The organism is Methylobacterium sp. 1030, from assembly GCF_040544715.1.
GTDB lineage: Bacteria > Pseudomonadota > Alphaproteobacteria > Rhizobiales > Beijerinckiaceae > Methylobacterium.
In genome coordinates this window covers 26,076-52,559 of record NZ_JBEPKM010000023.1, presented here as the reverse complement: position 1 = coordinate 52,559, position 26,484 = coordinate 26,076, and the positions used below count along the sequence as shown (strand labels likewise).

At 72.0% G+C, this 26,484-nt stretch carries 25 protein-coding genes; 21 read left to right on the top strand and 4 right to left on the bottom strand.

Going from position 1 to position 26,484, the window contains the following annotated elements; all coding sequences use genetic code 11:
* Positions 1-284 precede the first annotated feature (284 nt).
* The gene (locus ABIC30_RS26840; protein ID WP_020095631.1) at positions 285-1,835 is read left to right on the top strand and encodes a DEAD/DEAH box helicase; all 1,551 of its coding nucleotides are present in this window, start codon (positions 285-287) and stop codon (positions 1,833-1,835) included.
* Positions 1,836-2,005: 170 nt separating this feature from the next.
* On the opposite strand, the gene ABIC30_RS26835 is transcribed toward ABIC30_RS26840, so the two are convergent.
* Positions 2,006-4,144, bottom strand: a complete 2,139-nt coding sequence (locus ABIC30_RS26835) for a molybdopterin-containing oxidoreductase family protein (protein WP_020095630.1) — start codon at positions 4,142-4,144, stop codon at positions 2,006-2,008.
* Between the two features lie 228 nt (positions 4,145-4,372).
* Between ABIC30_RS26835 and ABIC30_RS26830 the strand changes: the two genes are divergently transcribed.
* The 4 genes from ABIC30_RS26830 to ABIC30_RS26815 all read left to right on the top strand — a co-directional run bounded on the left by ABIC30_RS26830 (position 4,373) and on the right by ABIC30_RS26815 (position 5,756).
* A complete protein-coding gene (locus ABIC30_RS26830) occupies positions 4,373-4,558 on the top strand; it encodes a YegP family protein (protein WP_026605317.1) in 186 nt (61 codons plus the stop codon).
* Positions 4,559-4,720: 162 nt separating this feature from the next.
* Positions 4,721-4,990: a hypothetical protein gene (locus tag ABIC30_RS26825; RefSeq protein ID WP_020095628.1), complete on the top strand. Its 270-nt coding sequence runs from the start codon at positions 4,721-4,723 to the stop codon at positions 4,988-4,990.
* 149 nt (positions 4,991-5,139) lie between these two features.
* Entirely contained in the window at positions 5,140-5,277 is a 138-nt protein-coding gene (locus ABIC30_RS26820; RefSeq protein ID WP_020095627.1) for a hypothetical protein, read from the top strand.
* Between the two features lie 26 nt (positions 5,278-5,303).
* Positions 5,304-5,756 carry an acyl-CoA thioesterase gene (locus ABIC30_RS26815; protein WP_020095626.1) on the top strand — a complete coding sequence of 151 codons (453 nt, stop codon included), beginning with the start codon at positions 5,304-5,306 and terminating at the stop codon, positions 5,754-5,756.
* Here ABIC30_RS26815 and ABIC30_RS26810 read toward each other — a convergent pair.
* Positions 5,749-6,288, bottom strand: coding sequence for a superoxide dismutase family protein (locus ABIC30_RS26810; protein WP_020095625.1), 540 nt, complete (start codon positions 6,286-6,288; stop codon positions 5,749-5,751). The two genes, ABIC30_RS26815 and ABIC30_RS26810, sit on opposite strands and share 8 nt — an antisense overlap.
* Positions 6,289-6,397: 109 nt before the next feature.
* Here ABIC30_RS26810 and ABIC30_RS26805 point away from each other — a divergent pair, with 109 nt between their 5' ends.
* From ABIC30_RS26805 to ABIC30_RS26730, 16 genes are all read left to right on the top strand, one after another.
* Complete coding sequence (locus ABIC30_RS26805; protein WP_020095624.1) at positions 6,398-7,189, top strand: TlyA family RNA methyltransferase; 792 nt, start codon at positions 6,398-6,400, stop codon at positions 7,187-7,189.
* A complete protein-coding gene (locus ABIC30_RS26800; RefSeq protein ID WP_042672474.1) occupies positions 7,186-8,451 on the top strand; it encodes a class I SAM-dependent RNA methyltransferase in 1,266 nt (421 codons plus the stop codon). Before ABIC30_RS26805 ends, ABIC30_RS26800 begins: the two co-directional genes overlap by 4 nt.
* Before the next feature lie 53 nt (positions 8,452-8,504).
* On the top strand, positions 8,505-8,777 hold the full coding sequence (locus ABIC30_RS26795) for a hypothetical protein (protein ID WP_020095622.1): 273 nt from the start codon (positions 8,505-8,507) through the stop codon (positions 8,775-8,777).
* A 490-nt stretch (positions 8,778-9,267) separates the two neighbouring features.
* Entirely contained in the window at positions 9,268-11,196 is a 1,929-nt protein-coding gene (locus ABIC30_RS26790) for a methyl-accepting chemotaxis protein (RefSeq protein ID WP_103986039.1), read from the top strand.
* A gap of 54 nt (positions 11,197-11,250) precedes the next feature.
* The gene (locus tag ABIC30_RS26785; RefSeq protein WP_020095619.1) at positions 11,251-12,834 is read left to right on the top strand and encodes a chemotaxis protein CheW; all 1,584 of its coding nucleotides are present in this window, start codon (positions 11,251-11,253) and stop codon (positions 12,832-12,834) included.
* A gap of 50 nt (positions 12,835-12,884) precedes the next feature.
* Complete coding sequence (gene cheB, locus ABIC30_RS26780) at positions 12,885-13,940, top strand: chemotaxis-specific protein-glutamate methyltransferase CheB (protein ID WP_091980855.1); 1,056 nt, start codon at positions 12,885-12,887, stop codon at positions 13,938-13,940.
* A 19-nt stretch (positions 13,941-13,959) separates the two neighbouring features.
* Positions 13,960-14,559 (top strand): HEAT repeat domain-containing protein, encoded by a 600-nt coding sequence (locus ABIC30_RS26775; protein WP_100253164.1) that lies wholly within the window; start codon positions 13,960-13,962, stop codon positions 14,557-14,559.
* Positions 14,560-14,571: 12 nt separating this feature from the next.
* Positions 14,572-15,435, top strand: a complete 864-nt coding sequence (locus tag ABIC30_RS26770) for a CheR family methyltransferase (protein WP_091927700.1) — start codon at positions 14,572-14,574, stop codon at positions 15,433-15,435.
* 1 nt (position 15,436) lies between these two features.
* Positions 15,437-15,808 carry a response regulator transcription factor gene (locus ABIC30_RS26765; protein WP_020095615.1) on the top strand — a complete coding sequence of 124 codons (372 nt, stop codon included), beginning with the start codon at positions 15,437-15,439 and terminating at the stop codon, positions 15,806-15,808.
* Positions 15,805-18,387, top strand: a complete 2,583-nt coding sequence (locus tag ABIC30_RS26760) for a chemotaxis protein CheA (RefSeq protein ID WP_354456369.1) — start codon at positions 15,805-15,807, stop codon at positions 18,385-18,387. Before ABIC30_RS26765 ends, ABIC30_RS26760 begins: the two co-directional genes overlap by 4 nt.
* On the top strand, positions 18,387-18,656 hold the full coding sequence (locus ABIC30_RS26755) for a hypothetical protein (protein ID WP_042672513.1): 270 nt from the start codon (positions 18,387-18,389) through the stop codon (positions 18,654-18,656). Before ABIC30_RS26760 ends, ABIC30_RS26755 begins: the two co-directional genes overlap by 1 nt.
* Positions 18,653-19,450 (top strand): ParA family protein, encoded by a 798-nt coding sequence (locus ABIC30_RS26750; protein WP_234081280.1) that lies wholly within the window; start codon positions 18,653-18,655, stop codon positions 19,448-19,450. The genes ABIC30_RS26755 and ABIC30_RS26750 overlap by 4 nt, the downstream gene beginning before the upstream one ends.
* A 51-nt stretch (positions 19,451-19,501) precedes the next feature.
* The gene (locus ABIC30_RS26745; protein WP_085986780.1) at positions 19,502-19,870 is read left to right on the top strand and encodes a response regulator; all 369 of its coding nucleotides are present in this window, start codon (positions 19,502-19,504) and stop codon (positions 19,868-19,870) included.
* A gap of 93 nt (positions 19,871-19,963) precedes the next feature.
* Positions 19,964-21,211, top strand: a complete 1,248-nt coding sequence (locus ABIC30_RS26740; RefSeq protein ID WP_042672510.1) for a methyl-accepting chemotaxis protein — start codon at positions 19,964-19,966, stop codon at positions 21,209-21,211.
* Positions 21,212-21,349: 138 nt separating this feature from the next.
* Positions 21,350-22,354 (top strand): magnesium transporter CorA family protein, encoded by a 1,005-nt coding sequence (locus ABIC30_RS26735; protein ID WP_012320756.1) that lies wholly within the window; start codon positions 21,350-21,352, stop codon positions 22,352-22,354.
* Between the two features lie 97 nt (positions 22,355-22,451).
* Positions 22,452-24,137: a methyl-accepting chemotaxis protein gene (locus ABIC30_RS26730; RefSeq protein WP_234081282.1), complete on the top strand. Its 1,686-nt coding sequence runs from the start codon at positions 22,452-22,454 to the stop codon at positions 24,135-24,137.
* Between the two features lie 15 nt (positions 24,138-24,152).
* On the opposite strand, the gene ABIC30_RS26725 is transcribed toward ABIC30_RS26730, so the two are convergent.
* Positions 24,153-24,473, bottom strand: coding sequence for a DMT family transporter (locus tag ABIC30_RS26725; RefSeq protein ID WP_020096241.1), 321 nt, complete (start codon positions 24,471-24,473; stop codon positions 24,153-24,155).
* A 128-nt stretch (positions 24,474-24,601) separates the two neighbouring features.
* Entirely contained in the window at positions 24,602-26,287 is a 1,686-nt protein-coding gene (locus ABIC30_RS26720) for a B12-binding domain-containing radical SAM protein (RefSeq protein WP_020096240.1), read from the bottom strand.
* Between the last annotated feature and the right edge of the window lie 197 nt (positions 26,288-26,484).

The following is a 26,484-nucleotide window of genomic DNA, read 5'->3' as shown; positions in this document are numbered from 1 at the left end:
GCGGCGCTCAGCCTGAGCGGACCGCAACCCGGCCCTGCATTGACTTCGCAGCCGCACACACGCATATCGGCGATGCAGCGTCAGCGGCCGCCACGGCCCGCTTGAGGGGGCTGCGTGACGGATCGGGCGCCACCCGGCGTGATCCGGCCCCCCTCTTCATAACGTGCATGCACCCGGGCCGCCCCATCACGCGGGCTGCCCCCTGCCAACGGACCGGCTCATACACGGCACAGCTCGCGAGCGACGCGAGGCGCCCGGCCGGCCCTGCTGCATCGGATACATCCTTGACCCAATTCACCGATTTCGGCCTCGCCCAGCCCGTGCTGCGGGCGCTCAGCGAGGCCGGCTACGTCGCGCCGACCCCGATCCAGGCCCAGGCGATCCCGCCGGCCATGGCGGGCCGCGACCTCTGCGGCATCGCCCAGACCGGCACCGGCAAGACCGCGGCCTTCGCGCTGCCGATCCTGCACCGCCTCTCGCTCTCGGACCGCCGCGCGCCGCGCCGCGGCTGTCGGGTGCTGGTGCTCTCGCCGACCCGCGAGCTCGCCAACCAGATCGCCGAGTCGTTCACCGATTACGGCCGGCACCTGTCCTACACCACGACGGTGGTGTTCGGCGGCGTCACCATCAGCCGCCAGGAGCGGGCGCTGGCGCCGGGCGTCGACGTCCTCGTCGCCACCCCCGGCCGGCTGATCGACCTCGTCGACCGCCGCTCGCTGACCCTGGAGGGCGTCGAGATCCTCGTCCTCGACGAGGCCGACCAGATGCTCGACCTCGGCTTCATCCACGCCCTCAAGCGCATCGTGAAGATGCTGCCGCAGAAGCGCCAGAGCCTGTTCTTCTCGGCCACCATGCCCAAGAACATCGCGGGCCTGGCGTCCCAGTACCTCACCGATCCGGTCCAGGTCGCGGTGACGCCGGTCGCCACCACGGCCGAGCGGGTCGAGCAGGAGGTGATCTTCGTCCATACCGGCGCCAAGCAGGCGCTGCTGGGGCACATCCTGCGCGATCCGGCGATCGAGCGCGTGCTCGTCTTCACCCGGACGAAGCACGGGGCGGACCGGGTCGTGCGCGGCCTCGACAAGGTCGGCATCGCGGCTGCCGCGATCCACGGCAACAAGAGCCAGCCCCAGCGCGAGCGGGCGCTGGCCGCCTTCAAGGACGGCTCCTGCCGGGTCCTGGTCGCCACCGACATCGCGGCCCGCGGCATCGACGTCGAGGGCGTGAGCCACGTGGTCAACTTCGACCTGCCTAACGTGCCGGAGAGCTACGTCCACCGGATCGGCCGCACGGCCCGCGCCGGCGCCGACGGCCTCGCCATCTCGTTCTGCAACGACGAGGAGAAGGCCTACCTGCGCGACATCGAGCGCGTGACCCGGCAGAAGGTCCCGGTGGCGGGCTTCCCCGAGGGCTTCACCCCGCCGTCCCGCCAGGAGGCCGCCGAGATTGCCCGCGAGGAGGAGCGCCGGCCCGAGCGTCCGCAGCAGCGCCCCGGCGGCGGCCGCCAGGGCCAGCGGCCCCGGCAGCAGCAGGGCCGTCCCCAGCAGGGCCGGCCCGAGGGCGGCCGCGGCTTCGGCGGTCCCGGCCAGGGCGCGCCCCGGCAGGGCCGACCCCAGGACGGCCGCGGCGACAACCGCGGTGACAATCGCGGCCACGCCCCGCAGGGCCGCGACGCCCGCGCGGACCGGCCCGCCCGCCCGCAGGGCGAGCGCCCGAATCAGGGTCGCCCGAGCCGCGACGCCCGGCCCCAGCGCGCCGATGCCCGTCCGCGCAGCGGCGGTGGCGGCGGCGAGGGTCGCAGCATCGGCTGGCTGGAGCGGGCGCCCCGTTCCTGAGCGAAGATGGCCTGAGTGACGATCGAGCCGCCCGGGACGGATCCGTCCCGGGCGGCTTCGTTTCCGGTGACCGCGCCGGACGAGCGGCGAAACCGCAACCGGATGACGGCTCGACCCTCCGTGTGAACCCGGCGCGGCGATCGGGAGCGGATCGCCGCGCGCGGAGCCGTTCAGTTCGCCCGTGAGACCTCGACGAGGTTGTCGGAGAACGAGGGCGCGTGGCCCATATCGGTGAAGGCGCCGGACGAGATGCTGTTCACCGTGCCCTCGTTGAGCTGGCGCCAGTAGCCCAGCGTCGCCACCACGATCCCTGCCTTCACGTCGTCGGTGATGCGGGCCACGCCCTTGAAGGCGCCGCGGTCGTTGGCGACCTGCACCCGGTCGCCGTCCCGGATGCCGCGCGCGCCGGCGTCGGCTTGGCTGATCATCACGAACTGCTCGCCCTGGCCCTTCTGCTTGTCCTCCATGTTGGCGTAGCAGGAGTTCAGGAAGTAGTGGCTCTTGGGCGAGACGATGTTGAGCGGGTAGCGCTTGGCGAGTTCGGGATCGTTCGTGTGCGACTCGCGCGGGCCGAGGTAGTCCGGCAGCGGGTCGAGCGCCTCGCCGGGCTGGAAGCCCTCGTACATCTGCCGGAAGGGCGGGGCGACGAAGTTCGTGGCGCCCTCCACCTTCAGCATGCACTTGCCGGTCGGTGTCGGGAAGTTGCCCTCCCGGTGCGGCGCCCGGTCGTCCGGCGTGCCGACCTTGAGCCGGGCGAAGCCGTGCTCGCGCATGTACTGGAGGTCGATGCCCTCGCAGGCCGGCGATGACCAGTCGACGTAGTGCTCAAGGCACTCGCTGTCGCTCCACTTGAAGTTCTCCTCCTCGAAGCCGAGCCGGGCGGCCAGCCGGCGGAAGATCTCGTTGTTGGGGATCGCCTCGCCCGGCGCCTCGGCGCACTTGGTGTTGTAGGTCAGGTAGAGGTGCCCCCAGGAGAGGATCATGTCCTCCATCTCGGCGCCCATGGTGGCGGGCAGCAGGATGTCGGCGTAGGAGGCGGTGTCCGAGATGAAGTGCTCGGCCGAGACCATGAACAGGTCCTCGCGCATCAGCCCCTCGACGATCTTGTCGGTCTCGGGCGCCTGCGTCACGGGGTTCGAGTTCCAGCACATCATCGACATGATCGGCGGGTCGAGCTGCATCTCGCCGGTGAGCGCCCGGCCGATCTGAAGGTTCGAGACGACCCGGGTCCCCTCCGGGATCAGGTCCGGGCGGCAGATGACGTCGAACTTGTAGGGATGCTCCCAGACGCCGAACTGCGTGATGCCGCCGCCGACATGGCGCCACGCGCCGGTCAGCGCCGGGATGCAGGTCACCGCCCGGATGGTCTGGCCGCCGCCGTAGTGCCGCTCCAGCGCCACGCCGATGCGGATGCCCACCGGCTGCTCGGTCGCCATCTCGCGGGCGAGCTTCCGGATGTCGTCGGCGGAGACGCCGGTGATCGCCGCGGCCCATTCGGGCGTGCGCGTGCTGGCCCGCTCCTTCAGCTCCGCGAAGCCGACCGTGTGGTTGTCGACGTAGTCCTGGTCGACGAGGCCCTGTTCGATGATCGAGTTGATCAGCGCCATGGCGAGCGCGCCGTCGGTGCCGGGCTTCGGCGCGATGTGCCAGTCGGCGGCCTTGGCGGTGCGCGACGCGTAGGTGTCGATCACCACGACCTTGGCGCCCTTCTTCTGGGCGTCCTTCACGATCGCCCAGTGGTGCAGGTTCGTGCTGACCGAGTTGCAAGCCCAGATGACGATGTACTTGGAATGGATGTAGCTGTCCGGGTCGAGGCCGGCCGTCGGACCGACGGTGAGGAGCCAGGCCGTGCATGAGCCCTCGCCGCAGAAGGTCCGCTCGGTCACGGTGGCGCCCATGCGGTTGAAGAACGCGTCGCCGCCGTTCAGCCCGTGCACGAGGCCCTGGTTGCCGAGGTAGCTGTAGGGCGCGATGGCCTGCGGCCCGTACTGGTCGATGATCGCCTTCCAGCGGGTGACGATGGTGTCCAGCGCCTCGTCCCAGGTGATCCGCTCGAACTGCTTCGAGCCCTTCGGGCCGACGCGCTTCATCGGGTAGAGTAGCCGGTCGGGGTGGTAGTGGCGCTTCTCGTAATCCTTCAGCTTCACGCAGAGACCGCCGCGGGTCATCGGGTGGTCCGGGTTGCCGCGCACGCTCAGGAGCTCGCCGCCCTTCACCTCGAACAGCATCGAGCACGTGTCGGGGCAATCGTGCGGGCAGCCTCCGTAGAAGACCTCCGAGTAGGCCTCGGGCTGGACGATCTCGTTCATACTCTCTTCCTCACCGGCCGCGGGCGTCCCGTTATTGTTCAGGCGTCCCGGATCCCGATCGGCGAAGCGTACAATGAGAGGAAGAAAAATTCTAACTCGAATCCCGGCGGCCGATCGCGCACGCGCGCCGCTCGGTGGCCCGTCCGCCCCGCGGCGCCCTCACCGCCCCGCCTTCCCTTGCGCGGGCGCGCCCCCATCTGAGGGATGGACGAAGCGGGGGCCTGCGACATGCGGTTCGAACTCTACCGGGACGCCAAGGGCGAGTGGCGCTGGCGCCTGCGGGCGCGCAACGGCGAGGTGATCGCCGATTCGGGCGAAGGCTATGTCCGCCGCGAGGATTGCGAGCACGGCATCGCGTTGGTCCGCCAGAGCGCCGAGGCGCGCATCGAGGACATGACGACGAAGATCGCCTGACCCCGCGCGTCTCAACCTGCGATCAACCCTGTCCGAAACGTCGCAGCGGTTAAGCTGCAACGCTTCCGCTCGCCCACGCGTTGCAGCGGTTCGGACCGAGCGGAGCCCGTCGCCCTGCGCGGTTCGTCGACCAGGACGAATGACACAAAGGGAGTCGAGACCGTGCTGAGGAAATTCCTGCTCGCGGCCCTGCTGGCGCTGGGCTTCGCGGCCGCGGCGCCGGAGGGCGCGTCCGCCGCGCCCATCGGCCCGGGGCTGGCTCTGCCCGCCGAAGCCGCGCCGGCGGTGGCCGAGAAGGCCCAGTACTACTACCGTCGCCGGTTCTACGGCCCGCGGCCCTACTGGCGCCGCCCGTACTACGGCCGCCGGTTCTACTACGGCCCGCGGCCCTACTACCGTCGTCCCTACTGGCGCCGTCGGTTCTACTACTGATCGGCTCTCCGACCTGACCGGCCCGGCGGCTCCAGCGAGCCGCCGGGCTTTTTCACGCCCCGATTCGGGGTGCGCGACCGCGAGCCTTGCTTTATCGTGCCGGTAACGGGACCGCCGACGGCAGATCGGCGCACCCGAGAGGAAGCTCGATGAACGATATTGCGCAACGCGCCGAGCCCGCGGCGGCGGCGCCGGACCTCTGGCAATCCATCCCGCTCGAATGCATCCTGAGCGCGGTCGCCGTTCTGCTGGCGGCGGGGCTCAAGCTCGCCGGCGTGATGTCCTGACGGCGTGCGGGGGGCGGATGGACGGCATGCAGCACGTCGCACTCTCACCGGCCGGAGGCGCGCCGCCCGCTGAGGTCGATCTGCCCAAGGGCGATCTCACGGTGCGCACCATCGCCATGCCGGCCGACACCAACGCCAACGGCGACATCTTCGGCGGCTGGGTGCTGTCGCAGATGGACCAGGCCGGCGGCATCGCGGGCGTCGACCGGGCGCAGGGCCGGGTGGTCACCGTGGCGCTGGAATCGATGACCTTCATCCGGCCGGTCCGGGTCGGCGACGTGCTGTGCGTCTACACCCGGGTGTCGCATGTCGGCCGGACCTCGATGAAGATCGAGGTCGAGGCCTGGGCACGGCGGTTCTGCACCCAGGTCCGCGAGCGGGTCACGCAGGCCACCTTCACCTTCGTGGCCATCGACGAGGACGGCCGGCCGCGGCAGATCCCGCCGGCCGTGCCGTCCCCGTCCGCGACGACTACTTGATCACCCCGCAGGCGACGCGGTCGCCGGCACCGCCGATCGGCTGGGTGTTGTGGTCGTCCTCGTTGGCGTGGATGATCAGCGCCGCGCCGTCCCCGTCCTTCAGGCCGCCCTCGCCGTTCAGCGGCGTCTCGCTGGAGACCTCGGCATTGGCCGAGCCGTCCTGCGCCGCGTAGAGGTTCGGCAGGTCGCCCTCGTCGGGGCCCTCCGCGTTGAGCAGCCCGTGCTTGCTCTGGTCGTGGTTCACGTGCGCCTTGGAGTTCATGAACTTCGGGTCCGAGCAGTCGCCCACGGCGTGGAAATGCATCCCGTGCCAGCCGGGCGGCAGGCCACCGGGCTGGATCGTCACGCGCAGGACCAGGGCATTTGCCCCGTCGCGGATCGCCAGCGTGCCGATCGGGTCGCCCTTCGCGTTCTTGATCGGCGCCGTGTAGGTCTCTGCCGGTTTGGCCGCCTCCTTGGGAGGCTCCTGTGCCAGGGCGCCGCCGGCGGCGGCGGTCCCGAGCAGTGCGAGCAGCGGCAGGGTGCGGGTCATGCGGTGGCTCTCCTTTACGGCCCGGTCTAGTTAGGGAGCGCGCCGGCCTTCGACAGGGCGGCGGCCCGAAACCTCCGCCGCAGACCTGCCGGAACCGCACGAAGCCCCGATGACCCGAGACCGGACCAGCCCGGACCGCGCGGCCCCCGCGGACGATCCCGCGGAGAACCCTGCGCCGCGGCGCGCCGACCTGTATCTCGTGGCGCACGGCCATTTCGAGAGCCGGGCCCGGGCCCAGGCGGCGATCCGTGCCGGGCTCGTGCGGGTCGACGGGCGCCCGCTCGCGCGCGCCTCGGACCCGATCGCCCCGGGGGCGCGGGTCGAGGCGGAGCCCGAGCACCCCTACGCCTCCCGCGGCGGCCTCAAGCTCGCCGCCGCGCTGGACGCGTTCGGCGTCGATCCGGAGGGCCGGGTCGCCCTCGACGTCGGCGCCTCGACGGGCGGCTTCACCGACGTGCTGCTCGCCCGCGGCGCCCGCCACGTCCACGCCCTCGACGTGGGCCGAGGCCAGCTCCATCCGCGGCTCGCCGGGGACCCGCGCGTGACCAACCGCGAGGGCACCGACATCCGCGGCCTCGGCCCGGAGGCCCTCGTCCCGCCCCCCGACCTCGCGAGCGTGGACGTGAGCTTCATCGGCCTGCGCCTCGTGCTGCCGGCCCTCCCGGGCCTGCTGAGGCCGGGCTCGGCGATCGTCGCGCTGATCAAGCCGCAATTCGAGGCCGGCCGCGCCCGGGTCGGCCGCGGCGGCCTCGTGCGCGACCCGGCGGTCCACGCCGAGGTCTGCGCGGCCGTCCGCGGGACCCTCGAGGGGCTCGGGGCCGCGATCCTGGGCCTGATCGACTCGCCGGTGCCGGGCGGCGACGGCAATGCCGAATTCCTGATCGGTGCGAGGTTGCCGTGAGCGAGCCAGCGGATAGCGAGACGGTCACGATCCGGGAGCTCGGCGCCCGCGGCGACGGGATCGCCGAGGACGGGACCTTAGTCCCCTACACGCTGCCCGGGGAACGCGCGGAGATCCGCCGGGAGGCGCGGCGCGGCGCCCTGCTCGGCCTAGCGCAGGCCTCGCCCGACCGGGTCGAGCCGTTCTGCCCGTACTACATGCGCTGCGGCGGCTGCCGCACCCAGCACCTCGCGCGGACCGCGGAACTCGCCTGGAAGCGCGACCTCGTCGCCCAGGCCCTGTCCCAGGCGCGCCTCGACGTGACGCCCGGGCCGGCCATCGACGCCCACGGGGCGGGACGCCGCCGCCTCACCCTGCACGTGCGGGAGATCGGCGGCCGGGCCGAGGCTGGGCTGATGCCGGCGCGCAGCCACGCGCTGGTGCCGATCGACCATTGCCCGATCACCGTGCCGGCGCTCCACCCGGCCCCGGAGGTCGCGCGCCGCCTCGCCGCCCCGCTGGGCCACGGGCGCAAGCCCCTCGACGTCGCCGTGACGGCCACCGACCAGGGCCTAGACGTCGACCTGCGCGGTCACGGACCGGTCAGCGCCGGCGTCGGCGCCGCGCTGGTGCGGATCGCCGGCGAACTCGGCCTCGCTCGGCTCTCCCTGCACGGCGAGCGCCTGATGGAGGCCGAGCCGGTCTCGGTCACGGCGGACGGCCCCGCCGCGGCGACCCGCCTCTACCCGGCCCCCGGCGGATTCCTCCAGGCGACCGCGGCCGGTCAGGCGACGCTCTGCGACCTGACTCTGGCGGCCCTCGGCCCCCGCATCCGGCGCGTCGCCGACCTGTTCGCGGGCTGCGGGCCGCTGACGCTGGCGATCGCCCGGACGGCCGCGGTCCACGCCGTCGAATCCGATGCCGCGGCCCTCGCGGGCCTCGAGCGGGCCGCGCGCGCCGCCGCGGGCCTGCGCAAGATCAGCGGCGAGCGCCGCGACCTGTTCCGGCGGCCCCTGCTGCCCCCCGAACTCGATGCCTTCGACGCGGTGGTGTTCGACCCGCCGCGGGCCGGCGCGGAGGCCCAGGCCCGCCAGCTTGCCGCCGCCCGCGTGCCCCTGGTGATCGGCATCGCCTGCGACGCCGGAACCTTCGCGCGGGACGCGGCGACGCTGGTCGCCGGCGGTTACCGGCTGGAGACCGTCACGCCGGTCGACCAGTTCCGCCATTCGGGCCATGTCGAGATGGTCGGGGTGTTCCGGCGCGAGCCCGCGCGGCGGCGCTAGGCCACGCAACCGGCGGCCACGTTTCCCGTTCTCCCGGCGACGGGAGACCTTCCATGATCCGCGGATTCCTCGGTACCGCGACGCTCGGTGCGCTGAGCCTCGCCCTCATCACCCCGCTCGCGGTGCAGACGCGAGCGCCCGACCAGACCGGCACGGGCGGCGGCCCGGTCTCGACCATCACGGCGCCGAACACCAACAGCCTCGGCGTCACCAAGCCGCCCGGCACGTCTCTCGGCCCCGGCGAGGTGCCGACCCCGGAGCAGCGGCGGCGCGAGCGCGCTCTGACCGACAAGATCGAAGGCAGCATCTGCGACGGTTGCAACTGAGATCGGGTCGGGGTCGCTCGGGCCGGGTTCCCGCTCAGACCATCGCCAGTCCGGGTTGCGGTGTTCGACCGGGCCGTGCCCCACAAACGGCTCTCCATTCGGCGCGACCTCGGGCGGCGCGGAACTTCAGATCGCGCTCGCTCCGGCCTGCGGGCCCCGCGGGTCCGCCGAGGGGCTTGGCCAAACCGCCGGCTCGATACAGCAGCGACCGGCGAACAGGATTGTTGCCAGCGCATATTTCCATATTGGTTGCAGTATATCCATATTCATAATCCAATGTCCTATCTTAAAGCCAGTCATTTTGTAGATATACTCCAAATATTGATCTTCATATGCACGGATATGGCGGCACCTACAGCGGATCATTGCTCAAAAATCGTGTTCTCGTTCATTGATTCGCAACTTGATGCTTCGTAAGACTTGCGCGTCGCGGGTCCTAGCCTGGGGGCGGCGACGTACAGCCGCGACTTCAAGTGAAGGAAACGCCGCCATGGCCCTCGTGAAGAAAGCCGCCCTGTCGGGATCGCACGCGCAGGTCCGGAAGGGCGAGCCGGCCAGTCTGAGCCAGCTCGGGCGCCTCAACGAGGAGAGCCGGCGCAAGGCCCGGACCTTCGCCAAGCAGCAGAAGGCGGCGGAGCGCATCGCGGCGGCGACAACCCAGCTCGCCAGCGGCGTCGCCGAGGCCTCGTCGGCGGCCGAGGAGCTGCGCAAGGCGATGGAGCAGATCGCCGCCGGCGCCGAGGAGGCGGCCGGGGCCTCCGAGCAGTCGCAGCGCGCCGTCACGACCGTGTCGGAGGTAATCGGCACCGCCCGCACCGAGGCCGAGACCTCGCGCCAGAAATCGGAGGCGCTCCAGGGACTCATCGCCGGCGTGAGCCAGCAGATCCGGCTCAGCGTCGGCTCGATCGCCACGGCGGCCGAGCGTCAGGCGGCCTCGGTCACGCTGATCGTCGAGCTGGAGCGGCAGGCGGCCAATATCGGCGACATCGTCCGCGCCGTCGCTCGCATCGCCGACCAGACCAATCTCCTGGCCCTGAACGCCGCCATCGAGGCGGCCCGGGCCGGCCAGCACGGCAAGGGCTTCGCGGTGGTCGCCGACGAGGTCCGCACCTTGGCGGAGACCTCCGAGCGCAGCGCCCAGGAGATCCAGGCGCTGATCGGCCGGATCCAGGAAGACGTGAAGGTCATCGCCGAGGGCATCAACCGCGCGGCCGAGGGCGCGCGCCAAGAGGTCGCGCGGGGCGAGACGATCACCGCCCAGCTCGAGGCGGTGCGGCAGGCCATGGTCGAGATCATGCGCGGCGCCGAGACCATCGCCCGGGTGGCCGTCGAGTCTGAGAAGGCCGCGGTCGAGGCGCAGAAGGGGTCCGAGCTGATCGCGGCGGCGGCCGAGGAGCAATCCTCCGCCTGCCAGCAATCGCTCAAGACCATCGAGCAGCAGACCACCGCCCTCGGGGAGAGCGAGCAGGCTGCCACCGAGCTCGCGACCCTGGCGGACGAGCTGAAGAACGCCACCGACGTCGGCAAGAGCGCCGAGGAGGTCGCCTCGGCGGCCGAGGAGCTGTCCTCGGCGGTGGAGGAGATCAACCGGGCCGCCGCGCAGATCACCACGGCGCTCGACCAGATCGACCGGGGCGCCCAGCAGCAGACGGCAGCCGCGCAGCAATCGGCCGCCGCGATCGCGCAGATCGAGAAGGGAGCGCTCCTCGCCCAGGACAGCGCCCGCGACGCCCTGGAGAAGGGCGGCCTGATCACGAGCCAGCTTCAGGAGAACCGGGCCGCGGTAGACGGACTGGTCGCGGGCGTCGGCAATGCCCTCGCGGAGACCGACCGGAGCCGAGAGCAGATCAACGCCCTGGAGCAGGTGAGCCGGAAGATCGACAAGATCGTCGACGCGATCACCACGGTGGCGATCCAGACCAACATGCTGGCGGTGAACGGCTCGATCGAGGCGGCCCGGGCCGGCGAGTTCGGCAAAGGCTTCATGGTGGTCTCCACCGACATCCGCAACCTCGCCCGGGATTCCTCGGAGAACGCGGAGCGGATCAAGGACCTCGTGAAGGCGATCCAGGACCAGATCGTGGTGGTGCGCCGGGACCTGGAGGCGATCTCCGCGGCGGCCGCCGCCGAGGTCGAGAAGAACCGGGCGATCACCCGCGACCTCGAGACCACCGCCGACGACATGGGCGTGGTGCTCGACGGCAACCGGCAGATCCTCCAGGGCGCCGACCTGATCATCCGCAACGTCGAGGAGGCGAAGCGCGGCGTCGACCAGATCGCCACGGCGGCCCGCCAGGGCGGCCAGGCGGTGAACGAGGCGCAGCAGGCCGCCCGCGAGCAGGCGAACGGCGCGGAGGAACTCGCCGCCGCCATCGAGGAGGTCGCGTCGCTGGCCGACGAACTCCAGAACCAGGACTGAGACGCGCCCGGCCGGGACGGCCCCACCCGAATCCTGCTCAGCCCGGAGCCCGCCATGTCCAACGACGCCTCAGCCTCGGCCGCGACCGACCGGTCGGAGACCGCCTCCGCGCTCCAGTTCGTGACCTTCCACGTCGCCCGCGAGACCTACGCGGTGCCCCTCGCGGAGGTGCAGGAGATCATCCGCCTGCCCGACATGGTCGACGTTCCCCTGGCACCCCCCGCCCTGGTGGGACTGGCCAACCTGCGCGGCTCGGTCCTGCCGGTGGCGAGCCTGCGGCGGCTGTTCGAGCTGCCCGACCGGGTCCACGACGACGCCGCCCGGGTGGTCGTGGTCGGCCAGGGGTCCGGCGACGGCGGCGGCGCTGGCGGGACCTCCGGCTTCGTGGTCGACCGGATGGCGAGCGTGATCACCGCCGAGCCCGGGGAGATCGAGGGGACTGACGGCCTCACCGCCACCGCGGCGACCGAGCTGCTCGCGGGCGTGATCAAGCGGCCGGCCGGCATCGTGCTGATCATCGATCTCGGGCGCCTGCTGCAGCGCAGCGGGTCCGTGCGCGCCGGCGCAGAGGGCGGGTCGGGCGGACGGAACGCGGTCGGGCCGATCGAGGCCGGCGGCGCGGCCTCGGCGCGGCCGGAGGGCGAGGCCGGGCTCTCCGACGAGATCCAGCTCGTGTCCTTCGAGCTCGCGGGCCAGGAATACGCCCTGCCGATCGAGCAGGTGCAGGAGATCGTCCAGGTCCCCGACCGCGTCAGCGAGCTGCCGAAGGCCGAGCGCCACGTCATCGGTGTGATCAACCTGCGCGACCGGTTGCTGCCCCTGGTCAGCCTGCGGGCGCTGTTCGGGCTGCCGGGCGTGCCCCTGGGAGAGCAGAACCGGATCGTGGTGGTCGCCTCCCGGGAAGCCGCCGGCTCCGTCGGCATCGTCACCGACACGGTGAAGGAGGTGCTGCGGGTGCCCCGCGCGGTGGTCGACCCGCTGCCCGACCTGCTCGCGCAGGGCGACGCGCTGCGCGAGGTCGAGGCGATCTGCCGGCTCGGCGGCGGCAGGCGGCTGGTCTCGATCCTGTCGGCCGCCCGCCTGTTCGCCACCACCGGGATCGCCGGCGGCCTCGCCGGCCTCGGAGCCGCAGAGGAGGGACCCGTGCAGGAACGTCAGACCGCGACCGCGCCGACGCGCGCCGACGAGGAGGAGCAGTTCGTCGTCTTCCGCCTGGCGGACGAGGAGTACGGCGTGCCGATCGACGCCGTGCACGAGATCGTCCGCGTCCCCGAGCAGCTCACCCACGTGCCGCGGACGCCCGGCTTCATTGAGGGCATCGTCAACCTGCGGGGGGCGGTGCTGCCGGTGGTCGACCAGCGCCGCCGCTTCCGGCTCCCGGAGGCCGCGCGCAACGACCGCCAGCGCATCATGGTCTTCGCGATCGCGGGGGTGCGGACCGGCTTCATCGTCGACTCGGTCTCGGAGGTCCTGAAGATCCCCCGCTCGGCCATCGTGCCGGCGCCGGACCTCGCGCAGGACGAAGACAGCGCCGTGGAGTGGGTCGCCAACCTCGCCGCCGCCAAGCGGATCATCCTGATGGTGAACGTCGACCGGCTCCTCAGCCGGCACGAGGTCGCGGATCTGCAGGCGGCCTGAGCCGCCGTCTCCGGGCCCGGTCCGAGGCCGCTCCTGCCACGCAACCCGCCATGCCCAAGCTCCTGATCGTCGACGACTCCGCTCTGATGCGCAAACACCTTCGCCTGATCTTCGAGGAGACGGGCCAGTTCGAGGTGCGCACGGCGCGCAACGGCCGCGACGCCCTGGACCAGATCGACAGCTTCGAGCCCGACGTGGTCACCCTCGACATCAACATGCCCGAGATGGACGGACTCACCTGCCTCGGCGAGATCATGGCGGCGCGCCCGCGCCCGGTGGTCATGGTCTCGTCGCTGACCCGCGAGAGCGCCGCCGTGACCCTGGAGGCGATGCAGCTCGGCGCCGTCGATTACGTGGAGAAGCCCGGCGGCACCGTCTCCCTCAACATCGGCGAGGTCCGGGACGAGATGGTCGCCAAGGTCCGCGTCGCGGCCCGGGCCAAGCCCGGCCGCGCCCGCGGCCTCCTCGACCGGGTCCGGCGCGGGCGCGGCGAGATCGCGAAGCGCCGCCCGGCGCCCCGGACCGCGGCCCGCGTGGAGGGCTGCGTCCTGATCGGCGTGTCGACCGGGGGACCGCGGACGCTGGAGGAGATCCTGCCGGAGCTTCCGGCCGACCTGCCCTGGCCGGTCGTGATCGCCCAGCACATGCCGGGCTCCTTCACGGGGGCCTTCGCCCAGCGCCTGGACCGCCTCTGCGCCCTGGGGGTGGTGGAGGTGACCGCCCCGGTCCCCCTCGCGGCGGGCCGCGTCTACATCGGCCGGGGCGACGCCGACGTGGTGATCGAGCGCCGGCTCGGCCGGCTCGCGGTCGCCACCGTCCCGAGCGACCCGGCCCTGCGCTGGCACCCCAGCGTCGACCGCCTCGTCCGCAGCGCCCGGGATCACCTGCTGCCCGAAGCCCTGATCGGCGTCGAACTCACCGGCATGGGCGACGACGGCGCCGCCGCCCTGGCGGCCCTGCGGGCTGCCGGCGGCCGCACCATCGCGGAGGCCGAGTCGAGCGCCGTCGTGTTCGGCATGCCGGCCGAGCTGATCCGCCTCGGCGGCGCGACCCTGACGCTGCCCGCCCGCTCCATCCCGGCCCAGCTCGTCGGCTGGCTGTCCTGAGATCGACACCGAGACTGCCATGGCCCTGGTCCGCAAGCACCCCGCCCTCCCCGCGCCGGCGGAAGCCCTGGAGGATCCCCGGATCGCCCTGGAGGGCCCGACGGCCGCCGGGCGCCGCGACGCGGCCCATCGCCTGGCCGCCGATCCCGACGCCGCCGGCCTGCTGGCCGACCGCCTCGGCCGCGAGGCGGACCGGAGCGTCGGCGAGGCGATCCTCGGCGCCCTCGGCCGCATCGGCACCCCGGCGGCGGCCGAGCGCCTGTTCGGCCTGCTGGGCTCGGAGGACGTCTGGCTGCGCAACGCCGCGATCGAGACGCTGCAGGAGATGGACGCGGCGGTGCTCGGCGCCCTCGAGCGGGCCCTCGCCGATCCCGACAGCGACCGCCGGATCTTCGCGGTGAACGTGCTGGTCTCCCTGCGCCACCCGGCGGCCGCGACCTACGCCCGCCGGGTCCTGGCCGAGGACGGGCACGTCAACGTCTGCGCCGCCGCCCTCGACGTGCTCGCCGAGATCGGCACGCCCGAGATGGTGCCGGAGATCGAGGCCGCCGCCGCCCGCTTCCCCGACGCGCCGTTCCTGCGCTTCGCGGCCAGGGCCGCCTGCCGCCGCATCACCTGACCGGCGGCCGGCATGACCGCACCGTTCCCGCCGCCGACGCCCGTCGTCACCGATGCCGACTTCGTCCGCTTCCGCGACTTCTTCTACCGCAAGACCGGCATCATGTTCGCCGACAACAAGCGCTACTTCGTCGACAAGCGCCTGCAGGAGCGGATGCTCGCGAGCGCGCTGCCGGTTTTCCGCGACTACTTCAACACCCTGCGATTCCAGGCCAGCGGCCAGGAGTTCCAGACGCTCGTCAACCTGATGACCGTCAACGAGACCTACTTCTACCGCGAGGAGTACCAGTTCCGCTGCCTCGTCCGGTCGATCCTCCCGGAGGTCACCCGGCGCAAGCGGCCGGGCGAGCCGGTGCGGATCTGGTCGGTGCCCTGCTCGACCGGCGAGGAGCCCTACTCGATCGCCTTCCAGCTCCTCGACACGTGGCCGGAGGTCGACCGGTACGACATCGAGATCGTCGCCTCGGACATCGACACCGCCGTGCTCGACCAAGCCAAGCGCGGCCTCTACGGCGACCGCGCGGTCCAGCACGTCCCCCGGGCGACCCTGGAGCGCTACACCCGGCGGGTGCAGGGCGCCCACGAGGTGATCCCGGACATCCGCGAGTCGATCGCCTTCGCGCGGGTCAACCTCTCGGACCCGCTCTCGACCCGGCAGTTCCGCGGCTTCGACGTCGTGTTCTGCCGCAACCTGCTGATCTACTTCGACGACGCGTCCCGCCGCGGCGCCGCCCAGACGCTCTACGAGGCGCTCGATCCCGGTGGCTTCGTCTGCCTCGGCCATTCCGAGTCGATGAGCCGGATCTCCGCGCTGTTCGACCTCCGGAAGTTCGCGGAGGCGATCGTCTACCAGAAGCCCCTGAGCGCGGAGGCCTGACATGGCCAGGATCCTCGTCATCGACGACGCCACCACGGTGCGCCTGTACTACCGCGACGTGCTGGAAGAGGCCGGCTTCGCGGTCGAGGAGGCCGTGAACGGCTACGAGGGCCTGGAGAAGGCCGTCGCCGAGGGCTTCGACCTCGTCCTCGTCGACGTGAACATGCCCAAGATGGACGGCTACGCCTTCCTGCGGCAGGGCCGGACCATGCCGGAGCTCCAGGCGGTGCCGGCCGTGATGATCTCCACGGAGAGCGCCGGCGCCGACCGCGCGCGGGCCTTCGCGGCGGGCGCCAACCTCTACCTCGTCAAGCCGGTGCGCCCGGACGCCCTCGTCGCGGTCGCCACCGTGATGGCCGGAGCCGCACCGTGACCAACGCCCTGCTCGCCCAGTTCATCCCCGAGGCCCGCGAGCTCCTGGAGCGCGCGGGGAGCGGCATGCTGGCCCTGGAGAAGTCGCCGGGCGCCGAATCCCTCGACGACGTCTTTCGGGCGGTGCACACCCTCAAGGGCACGTCCGGCCTGTTCGAGATCGCGCCGCTGACCCATCTGGTCCACGCGGCCGAGGACCTTCTGGTCGAGGTCCGGGCCGGTACGCTCGTCCTGGAACCCGCCATCGTGGACGGGCTCCTCGACAGCCTCGATCTGGTCGGCCACTGGATCGACGTCCTGGAGAGCCGCGCGGTCCTGCCGGACGACGCCGACGCCGTGATGGCGAGCCGGGTGACGGCCCTGCGGGCGTGGCTCCCCGCGGCGATCGAGGCCACCGTCGCGCGGGCCGATTACGGGCCGCCGGACTGGCTCGCCGACCTCCCCGAGGCGGACCGGCAGGCCGCCTGGAGGCGCGCCGCGGCCTCGGGCGCCCCCCTGACCGTCTGGCACTACGAGCCCGACGAGACCTGCTTCTTCCGCGGCGACGACCCGGCCCATCTGGTGGCGCAGGCCCCGGGCCTCGTCGCGCTGCGGGTACGGCCGCGCGCCGCAACTCCGTCGCCGGAGACCTGCGATCCGGTGCTGAGCTGGCTCCGCTTCGAGGTTCTGTGCGTCGCCGACGCCGAGGCGGTCGCCGATCATCTGCGCTACGTCGCCGATCAGGTCCGGGTCGGCGCGATCCGGCCGGACGACCTGATCGTCCTGACCGGGACGGAGGATGAGGCCGAGGTGTTCGGCGACTTCGCCGCGCGGGCCGGGACGCTCCTCGCCGAGGACGCCCGGGCGGACCTCGCCGCCGCCGCCGCCGCCCTACTGGGGATCGTCGGCGCCGGGACCCGGCAGGCCTGCGCCCTGCGCTGGATCGCGGCGCTGGCCGCCACGGCGGAGACCGAGACGCTGCGCCGCCTCGCCGCCGACCTCGGCGGCCCGCGGCCGGCCTCGGGTTCGCCGCCGACCGATCGGCCGCCCGCAGAGGCGCCCGCCCCGGACCTCGCCCTGCGCCAGCAGGCAGAGGCGATCCTCGCCGCGCAGGCCGAGATGCTGGCCGTGCCGACGGACCCGGCCGTCGCGGAGGGCCGGTTCGAGTCCGTGCGCACGGTGGTGCGGCGCTGCCTGCCGCATCTGGTGCCCGGCCGGGCCGCCGCCCTGGAAGCAGCCCTGGGCCGAGCGCGCGCGGGCGCCACCGAGACCCTCGGCGCCGTCCTCCGCGGCGTGGCGAGCGGCGCGGCCGCCGCACCGCCGATGCCGACACCCTCCGGAGATCCCGCGCCGCGGCCCACCGCGGCCCCGCCGCCGGCGACCGGGCCGCGCGATGCCCCGGAGGGATCCGGCCCCGACGCCAAGGGTCCGGCGCGCATGCTGCGGGTCGAGCAGGGCAAGGTCGACGCCCTGATGAACTTCGCGGCCGAGCTGACGGTCGCCAAGAACGGGCTCGCCTATCTCGCCGGACGCGTCGAGCAGGTCAGCGGCTCGCGCCAGCTCGGTCGGGAGATCAAGGAGCAGTACGCGGTCATCGACCGGATCGCCCAGAGCTTGCAGGTCGGCGTCATGGCGATCCGCATGATGCCGGTGAGCCAGGTTTTCCAGCGCTTCCCCCGGCTCGTCCGCGACATCACGCGCAAGCTCGGCAAGGAGGTCGAGCTGGTGATCCTGGGCGAGGAGACCGAGGCCGACAAGAACGTGCTGGAGAGCCTCGCCGACCCGCTGATCCACATGGTCCGCAACGCCCTCGATCACGGCATCGAGACCCCCGCGATCCGGATCGCCGCCGGGAAGCCGGCGCGCGGCACCCTGCGGCTCGCGGCGCGGCAGGAGAACGACAACGTCATCATCGAGGTGGCCGATGACGGCCGCGGCATCGACCCGGAGGCGGTCCGCGAGAAGGCGCTGCGCAGCGGCCTGATCGGCCCGGATCAGGCCGCCCAGATGACCGCGGAGGATCTCGTCAACCTCGTCTTCGCGCCCGGCTTCTCGACGCGGGATCAGGTCTCGGACCTCTCGGGTCGGGGCGTCGGGATGGACGTCGTGCGCAGCGCGGTGCGCAGGGCGGGCGGCGACGTCTGGCTCGCGAGCCAGCCGGGCGCGGGCACCTGCGTGACCGTGCAGCTGCCCCTGACCATGGCGGTGACCCGCATCGTCACCGTGGTGGCGCGGGGCCAGCAATACGGGGTCGCCATGGACGCGGTGGCCGAGACCGTGAAGGTTCCGCGGGACCAGATCCACCGGATCAAGCAGCGCGAGACCTTCGTCCTGCGAGACGCGATGATCCCCCTGATCCGGCTCGCCGACAGCCTGGGCCTCCCGGCGGCCTCGGACGCGCCGCCGGAGGAGGAGGCCGTCATGGTCGCCCGTGTCGGACGCGAGCGGGTCGGCATCGTGGTCGACGGCTTCCGCGAGCGCATGGAGGTCATCGTGCGGCCCCTCGACGGTCTCCTCGCCGGCCTCGCGGGCTTCTCCGGGACGGCGCTCCTCGGCGACGGAAGGGTTCTCCTCGTCCTCAACCTGTCGGATCTGCTCTGATGGCCCTCGAACACAGCGGCGCCCGCATCCGGCTCTCGGGCCACTGCCCGGTCGAGGATGCCGAGCCGCTGCTCGATATCCTGCGCGCCACCCCGGAGGCCGTCGTCGACCTCACCGGCGCGGCGTGGCTCCACACGGCGGTCCTCCAGGTGCTGATGGTCGCGGCACCCGCCCTCCGCGGCCGGCCGGCCGGAGCCGTGCCGGCGGCCTGCCTGGCCGCGCTGCCCGAGGCCGCCGCGGAAGGCGCCGCGGAGGCCGAGCGCGGATGACCGAGCCGGGGACCGGGCGCATCCTCGCCGTGGCGAACCGCAAGGGCGGCACCGCCAAGACCACGACGGCCGTGAATCTCGCCGCAAGCCTCGCGGAGCGCGGCCGGCGGGTGCTGCTCGTCGACCTCGACAGCCAGGGCCATGCCGGCCTCGGCTTCGGCGTGCGGGCGAGGCCCGGCGAGCCGACGGTGCACGACCTGTTCCGCGGCACCGGGGTGACGGATCTCGGGCGCGCCGTGCGGCGCACCGCCGTGCCGAACGTGGACGTGCTGCCGGCCGATCGCGGCTTCTCGGGCCCCGACGGCGCCGTCGCGCCCCTCGGCCTCGCGGCGGCGCTGAAGCCCCTGGCGACGGATTACGCGGTGATCCTGATCGACACCGCACCGACGGCCGACGCCCTGCTGATCAGCGCCCTGGCGAGCGCGCACCACGTCTTGGTTCCGACACAGCTCAGCCACCTCGCGGTGGACGGCGTCGGGCAGTTCGCGCGCGCGTTCTTCCGGGTGGCGACGAGCCTCAATCCCGGTCTGCGCGGCCTCTCGATCGTGCCGGTGCAGGTGGATCTCCGGATCACGATGCAGCGGGAGGCCCTCGAGCAGCTCGCGAGCCGGTTCGGCCGGGAGCGCCTCCTGGCTGGGATCCGTACGGACATCGCTCTGGCGGAGGCCTTCGGGTGCGGACAGCCGGTTCGGTACGTGAAGCCCCGTGCGCGGGCGGTGCAGGACTTCGAGCTGTTATGCGACCACGTCATGGAAAAATGCATTGCCGGGCAGATTGGAACGATTAAAACTTAGCCGTTCGCACAGACATGGAGTTCAGAGCGAGAAATGAATACGATATTACTGGTGGACGACTCACCCACCATTCTTTCGAGCATGTCAGGAATACTTCGCAGTTCGGGATATGAAACCGAACAGGCTGCCGATGCCGAGACGGCACTCGCGAAGGTCAAGGCAGGCCTGAAGCCGGCCCTCGTGATCACGGACTTCCACATGCCCGGCATGGACGGCGTCCAGTTGATCCAGGAGTTGCGGAAGCTCGCGCCGACCCGCTTCACGCCGATGCTCGTTCTCACGACGGAATCGCAGCAGGAGAAGCGCGACGGCGCGCGCCAGGCGGGGGCGACCGGCTGGCTGGTGAAGCCGGTCCAGGCCGACAAGCTGCTGCAGGTCCTCACACAGGTCGCCCCCGCGATTCAGCGCCGCGCCGCCTGATCCGGGCGACCCCTCTCCGCTGAAGCCCGCTCCGCGGGCCTCGGCCTCGCCCGGCCCCGCGCCACCGTTTCCGACCGAATGACCGTTCCCGCGATGCAGATTGCTGCCCGTCCCTCCGCGAAGACCGAGCTGCGGACGCTCCTGCTCAGTGCCGCGGCCGGCGGCGCGGTCGGGGCCGTGCCGCTGATCCTGGGGATCGCGCAGCCGGCGCAGCTCCTCTTCGCGGCCGCCGCCGCGCTCTGCGGAGGCCTCGTGACCCGCGGGCTGCAACCGTCCTGCCGCGCGGTCGAGCCGGATGCCTCGCCGATGGCGGTCACGCTTCGGGCCGAACCGGCGGCCGCCCCGGCGCACGGAGCGGCCTGCGCCGAGGCCGTGGCCCGGGATCTCGGCGACCTCGACCCCTATTTCGCCGTGACGGGCGAGCAGCTGCGCAGCATCGTCGCGCAGACCGAGGCGGCCGCCGCCGCGATCCTCGCCTCGCTGCAGAGGCTCGACGCCGCCCAGGCGCGCAGCGCCGCCTGCATCGGCGGCGCGCACGACCGCATCGTCGGCTTCGCCGAGCAGAGCGACGCCGCGCTGCAATCCCTGGCGGCGGCCCTCGGCGCCTATCTCGACCGGCGCCTGAACGAGACCCGCGAGGAACGCGGCACCGTCGAAGTGGCCGTCGGGCAGATGCGCGGGCTCGATGCCCTGATCCTCAGCCTCGAGAAGGTCGGGGCGGCGACCCGGATGCTGGCGCTCAACGCCAACATCGAGGCGGCCCGCGCCGGGGCCCACGGAGCCGGATTCCGGGTCATCGCCCGGGAGCTCCAGGATCTCGCGCAGACCTCCCAGACCGCGATGGCCGAGGCGCGCGTGCAGGTGGCGGACGCGCAGCAGACGATCAGCCGGGTGCTGATCGCCGATCGCGGGGACGACGCGACCCGCACCGAGCAGGAGCGCCTCCGCGCGCTGATGGCCGAACTCGGCGGGATCGCCGAGACGACCACCCGGGTCCTCCTCGGGATGGCGCGGACGGACCTCGCCGAGGTCAAGGCGCAGAATGCGGCGGTGGGCGACGAGGTGCTGTCGGTCTTCGGCCAAGTTCAGTTCCAGGACGTCGTCCGCCAGCAGATCGAGGCGGTCGATGCCGCCAACGCGGCGCTGCAGCTCTGCCTCGACGGCCTGCGCCGGCGACTGATCGGCACCGGGCCGGGGCGGGCGAGCGCGCCGGCGGCGATCCTCGAGACCGCGCGGGCGCGCTACGTCACCCAGATCCAGCGCCGCGTCGACGCCCAGGCCCTTGACCAAGTCGTCGACCAAGCCCTCGACCCGGTAGCGCCCGACATCGAGCTGTTCTGACGGGTCGGGCCGCGATGTCACGGAAGCGTCAGAAAACAGCGCCACATCCGCGGCACAGCTTGCATCGACCGTCGCGGTGCCGGATGCGGGCTGCGGCCCCGCGCTGTCCCGTGACCGATCCGCATCCGAGACCCGTACGTGATCTTCATCCACCAGCCCGCCGTCGGCGCCGGAGCCACGCTGCTTGAGCGCCGCGTCATCGATCTCCAGGACACAATCCCCGAGGACACGGTCTGGCTCGATCTGATCCGCCCGAGCCGCGAGGAGGAACTGAAGGTCGAGTCGTTCGCGGGCATCGAGGTGCCGACCCGCGAGGAGATGAAGGACATCGAGCCCTCGGAGCTGCTCTACGTCGAGGACGGCGCCCGTTACATGACCGGCCGGGTGCTCTCGAAGGTCAGCGACGCCGAGGAGCCGGGGCTGGCCGGCATCACCTTCATCCTGCGCGGCAACCGGCTGGTGACGGTGCGCCACGAGGAGCCGCAGGCCTTCCGCATGTACACGCAGCGCGCCGGGCGCTCCATGGGCAACGGCGGCGCCTCGACACCCTCGGGCGAATCGATCCTGGCCGGGCTGATCGAGGCGGTGATCGACCGCGCCGCCGACGTGCTGCAGCTCCAGGGCGAGCGCATCGACCGCCTGTCGGGCAAGATCTTCGAAGTGCAGGAGGATCCCTCCGCCCGCAACACCGCGCTGCAGGACACGCTGCGGGCGCTGGGCCGGCACGGCGATCTCATCTCCAAACAGCGCGAGAGCCTCGTCTCCATGGAGCGGATCCTGCTCTCGCTGTCGGCGACCTACCGGACCAACAAGGCCCCGCGCGACCTGCGCGAGGACGTGCGCTCGACCCTGCGGGATCTTCAGTCCCTCGAGGAGCACGCCACCTTCCTGTCGACGAAGATCCAGTTCCTGCTCGACGCGACCTTGGGGCTCGTCAACCTCGAGCAGAACAACATCATCAAGCTGTTCTCGGTCATGGCGGTCGTCTTCATGCCGCCGACCCTGATCGCGTCGATCTACGGCATGAATTTTAAGTCCATACCGGAACTAGATTTCGCCTTCGGATACCCGATGGCGCTGATCATGATGGTCGTGGCGGCGGTATTTCCCTACTTCTTCTTCCGGTGGAAGAAGTGGCTCTGACAACAAACGCCGGTATAGAGCCGACAGAATCTTAAGACCTCCACGGGAGCATGGTTGGGCCTGAAGGCGCGGCGCGGCCGCGAAGACGGAACCTCCCATGCGCTTCTCCCTCAAGACGGTCCTCGCCGGTGCCATCGGCCTGCTCGCCCTCGCCGCCGTCGGCCAGGGCATCGCCAGCGTCGTGAGCCTGTCGGAGATCGAGCGGAACGCCGCGGCGATCTCGCAGCAGGCCCTGCCCGCGCAGAACCAGGCCGAGGCCATCGGGACGGCCGTGCGGGACGCGCGCCTGCGGCTCTACCGGCTCGCGGTGGCCTCGCCCGACGCGGCGGCCCTGGACAGGAACCAGACGGCGCTGACCGACGCCCTCGGCGAGCTGTCCGGCCTCCGGCAGGCCTATCAGGACCGCCTGACGAGCCCGGAAGCCCGGGCGATCTACGAGCGCTTCACCAACGCGTGGAACGCCTACCAGAACATCCAGCTGCAGGTGGTCGAGCTGATGATCGCGGGCGACCAGCCGGGCGCCCTCGCGCTCGTGCTCGATCCCGCGACGGGCGCGCAGAACGACGCCGCGGTGGCCAGCCTGACCGAGTCGATCGCGGCGGCGCGGGGCCAGACCGAGGCCAACGTCACCCAGACCGTGCAGGCGGCGACGCGGGCCAAGCTGATCGCGCTGATCGCCACGGTGGTGGGCCTCGCGGTCGCGGCGGCCGCGATGCTGTTCGCCCTGTTCGGGATCGCGCGGCCGATCCAGCGCATGACCGGCGCGATGGGCCGCCTCGCCGAGGGCGACGAGACCGTGCCGGTCCCGCATACGGGACGGCGCGACGAGATCGGCGCGATGGCGGCGGCCGTGCAGGTCTTCAAGGACAACCTGATCCACACCCGCGCCCTGGAGCGGGAGACCGCGCTGGCGCGCGAGGGCGCCGAGGCGCAGCGCCGGCGCGCGGTCCACGCCATGGCCGAGTCCTTCGAGGCCGCGGTCGGCGGCGTACTGGCCCGGGTGGCGGACGCCGCCCTCGGCCTGCGGGCCGACGCCGAGGCGATGAGCGGTACGGCCACGCACACCGCGGAGCGCTCGGCCACGGTGGCGGGCGCCGCGCAGGAGGCCGCCCAGCATGTCGGCACGGTCGCGGCGGCCGCCGAGGAACTCGGCGCCTCGGTGCAGGAGATCGGCCGCCAGGTCGACGGGTCCGCCGAACTCGCCCGGAGCGCGGTGGTCCAGGCCGGCGACACGGCCGGCCTCGTGCAGGAACTGAGCACCGCCGCGGGCCGGATCGGCGACGTCGTGCGCCTCATCACCGACATCGCCGGCCAGACGAACCTGCTGGCGCTGAACGCCACGATCGAGGCGGCCCGCGCCGGCGATGCGGGGCGCGGTTTCGCGGTGGTCGCCAGCGAGGTGAAGCAGCTCGCCGCCCAGACCGCCCGGGCCACCGAGGAGATCGCCGGTCAGGTCGGCCGTATCCAGGGCGCGACCGGGCAGACCGTGGACGCGATCGACGGGATCACGGCGCGCATCCGCGAGATCGACGGGGTGGCGACCTCGATCGCGGCCGCCGTCGAGCAGCAGGGCGCGGCGACCCGGGAGATCGCCCGGAACGTGGCCGAGGCGGCGTCCGGGACCGGCGCGGTCACCGGGACGATCGACGCGGTGGCGCGGGCGGCCGACGACACGGGCACGGCCGCCACGCGGATGCTGGCCTCGGCGTCGAGTCTCTCGGAGGAGGCCGCCGAGCTGCGCCGGGAGATCGACGCCTTCCTGCACACCGTGCGCGCGGCCTGAGGCTCGGCCTCAGGCTTAGCCGGGGCTCGACAGCTTCATCAGGACGAGCCCGGAGCCGATCAGGCCGGCCGCGAGGATCCGGCTGGCGCTCGCCTGCTCCCCCAGCACGGCGATGCCGATCAGGAAGGCGCCGACCGCGCCGATTCCGGTCCAGATCGTGTAGGCGGTGCCCAGGGGCAGCGTGCGCATGGCCAGCGCCAGGAAGCCGACGCTGCCGGCCATCGACACGGCCATGATGGCGGTCGGCCAGAGGCGCGTAAAGCCCTCCGACTGCTTCATCGCGAAGGCCCAGACGACCTCCAGCACGCCCGCGGTGACGAGATAGATCCAGGCCACGGCGGCCCTCCCGAAAGGGCCGGGCCGTCCCGGACTTGTGCCCCGCGTGGCGGGGGGAGGACGTGGCCTCGCGGCGGGTCAGCTAGCGATGATCGGCCGAGCCCGCAAGCGCAGCGGCCGCGGATCCCTCAGGCCACCGCGGCGAGGTGCTTGACCTCGGCCTTGGCCACCACCTTGCCGACCGGCGGCGCCTTGCAGGTCTCCGCCTCGGGCGCCAGGACCGGCGGCTGCACCCAGCGGCCGGCATCGAGGTCGGCGATCCGGCCGTTGATCTCGCGGATGACGTAGCGCGAGAACGGGTAGACGTGGAGGTAGATCACCATGTTGGTGACCACGGCCTCCAGGGCGGCCGGGTTGCGGCGGGCGGTCTCCAGGAACACGCTCCAGAAGTGCTTGGCGAGTTCCGGACGCCGCACGGTCATCCGCCAGCACACCCGCAGCAGCGAGTAGAGATCGTGGGCGATGTGGCCCCAGTTGAGCTTCTGGGCGGCGAATTTCGGCCGCTTCACCCGCCGGGCGACCACCCGGACCCGGTCGAAGAAGTTCGGCGGGTCGTAGATCTCCTGGAGGACGTCGCGGTAGTCGGCCAGCACGTCGCGCTGCGGCCGCAGGGTCACGAAGTTGATGCCCTGCGTGCACTGGTCGCCCTGGTCGGCGGTGGTCGCCGCGTAGTTCTCGTAGAGGCGGCCCTCCTTGCGCAGGCGGCGCGAGAGCTGCGTGTTCGGCAGCGCGAAGAGCAGGCCGACCATGGCGATCGGGATGCCGGTCTGGCCGATGCACAGCGACATCGCCTTGCTGATGCTGTCCTTCTCGGTGTCGAAGCCGACGATGAAGCCGGCCGTGACGAACATGCCGTGCTCGTAGAGCTTGTGCACGCTGTCGGCGATCGAGCGCTTGGTGTTCTGCTTCTTCTGCGTCTGGATCAGCGTCGCCTCGTCGGGCGTCTCGATCCCCGTGAACAGGGCGAAGAAATTCGCGTCCCGCATCATCCCGAGCAGCTCGTCGTCGTCCGCGAGGTTCAGCGAGGCCTCGGTGGAGAACTTGAACGGGTAGCCGTGCTCCTCCTGCCACTTGATCAGGTGGGGCAGGAACAGCTTGATCGCCTTCTTGTTGCCGATCAGGTTGTCGTCGACGAAGTCGACGTGCCCGCGGTAGCCGAGGCCGTAGAGCCGGTCGAGTTCCGCCAGCATCTGCGGCGTGGTCTTGGTCCGCGGGGCGCGGCCGTAGAGCTCGATGATGTCGCAGAACTCGCAGGTGAACGGGCAGCCGCGTGAGAACTGGACGCCGATGTAGAGGTAGTGGCTGAAGGTCAGCAGGTCGAAGCGCGGGATCGGGCTCTTGGTGACGTCGGCCTTGAACTTCTCGGCCGTGAGCCGGCCGCGGCGCTCGCCGGCCTCCCAGGCGGCCACGAACGTGTCGAGGATGCCCTCGGCCTCGCCCAGCACCAGGAAGTCGGCCTTGTCGTAGACCTCCGGCGTCGAGGTCGGGGCCGGGCCGCCGACGCAGACCGGGGTTCCGAGCGCCACGCAGCGGTCGATGACCACGAGGCAGTCCGGCTCCTGGGGCAGCATGCCGCCGGTCATCACGAGGTCGGCGGCCTGGATCTGCGCGTCCGTCAGTTCCTCGCAGTTGCGGTTGACGAGCGTCACCTGCCAGGCCGGCGGCAGCATCGCGGCCAGCGTGATGAGGCCCAGCGGCGGCGCCGGCGCGCGGGCGCCCTGCAGCTCCATGGCCTCTTTGAAGTTCCACATCGAGTTTTCGTAGAACTTCGGGAACACCATCAGCACGCGCGGGGCCGTGTTCGCTTCCGACATGCCAGTTTCCCTCGTTCACACGCACGGTCCCGGCCCGACCGGAGATCGGGGCGGGTACAGGATCGCTCCCCTGACCTGCGGGCGAATTAAGGCCGTTTTTCGCTCCCGCAGCAATCGGAGCCGCCGATCCCGACAGGACGCGCGTCCGGGCCCCGCGAATCAACCCCGCCGACGGGTCCCGGGGCGGATCCGGCCCG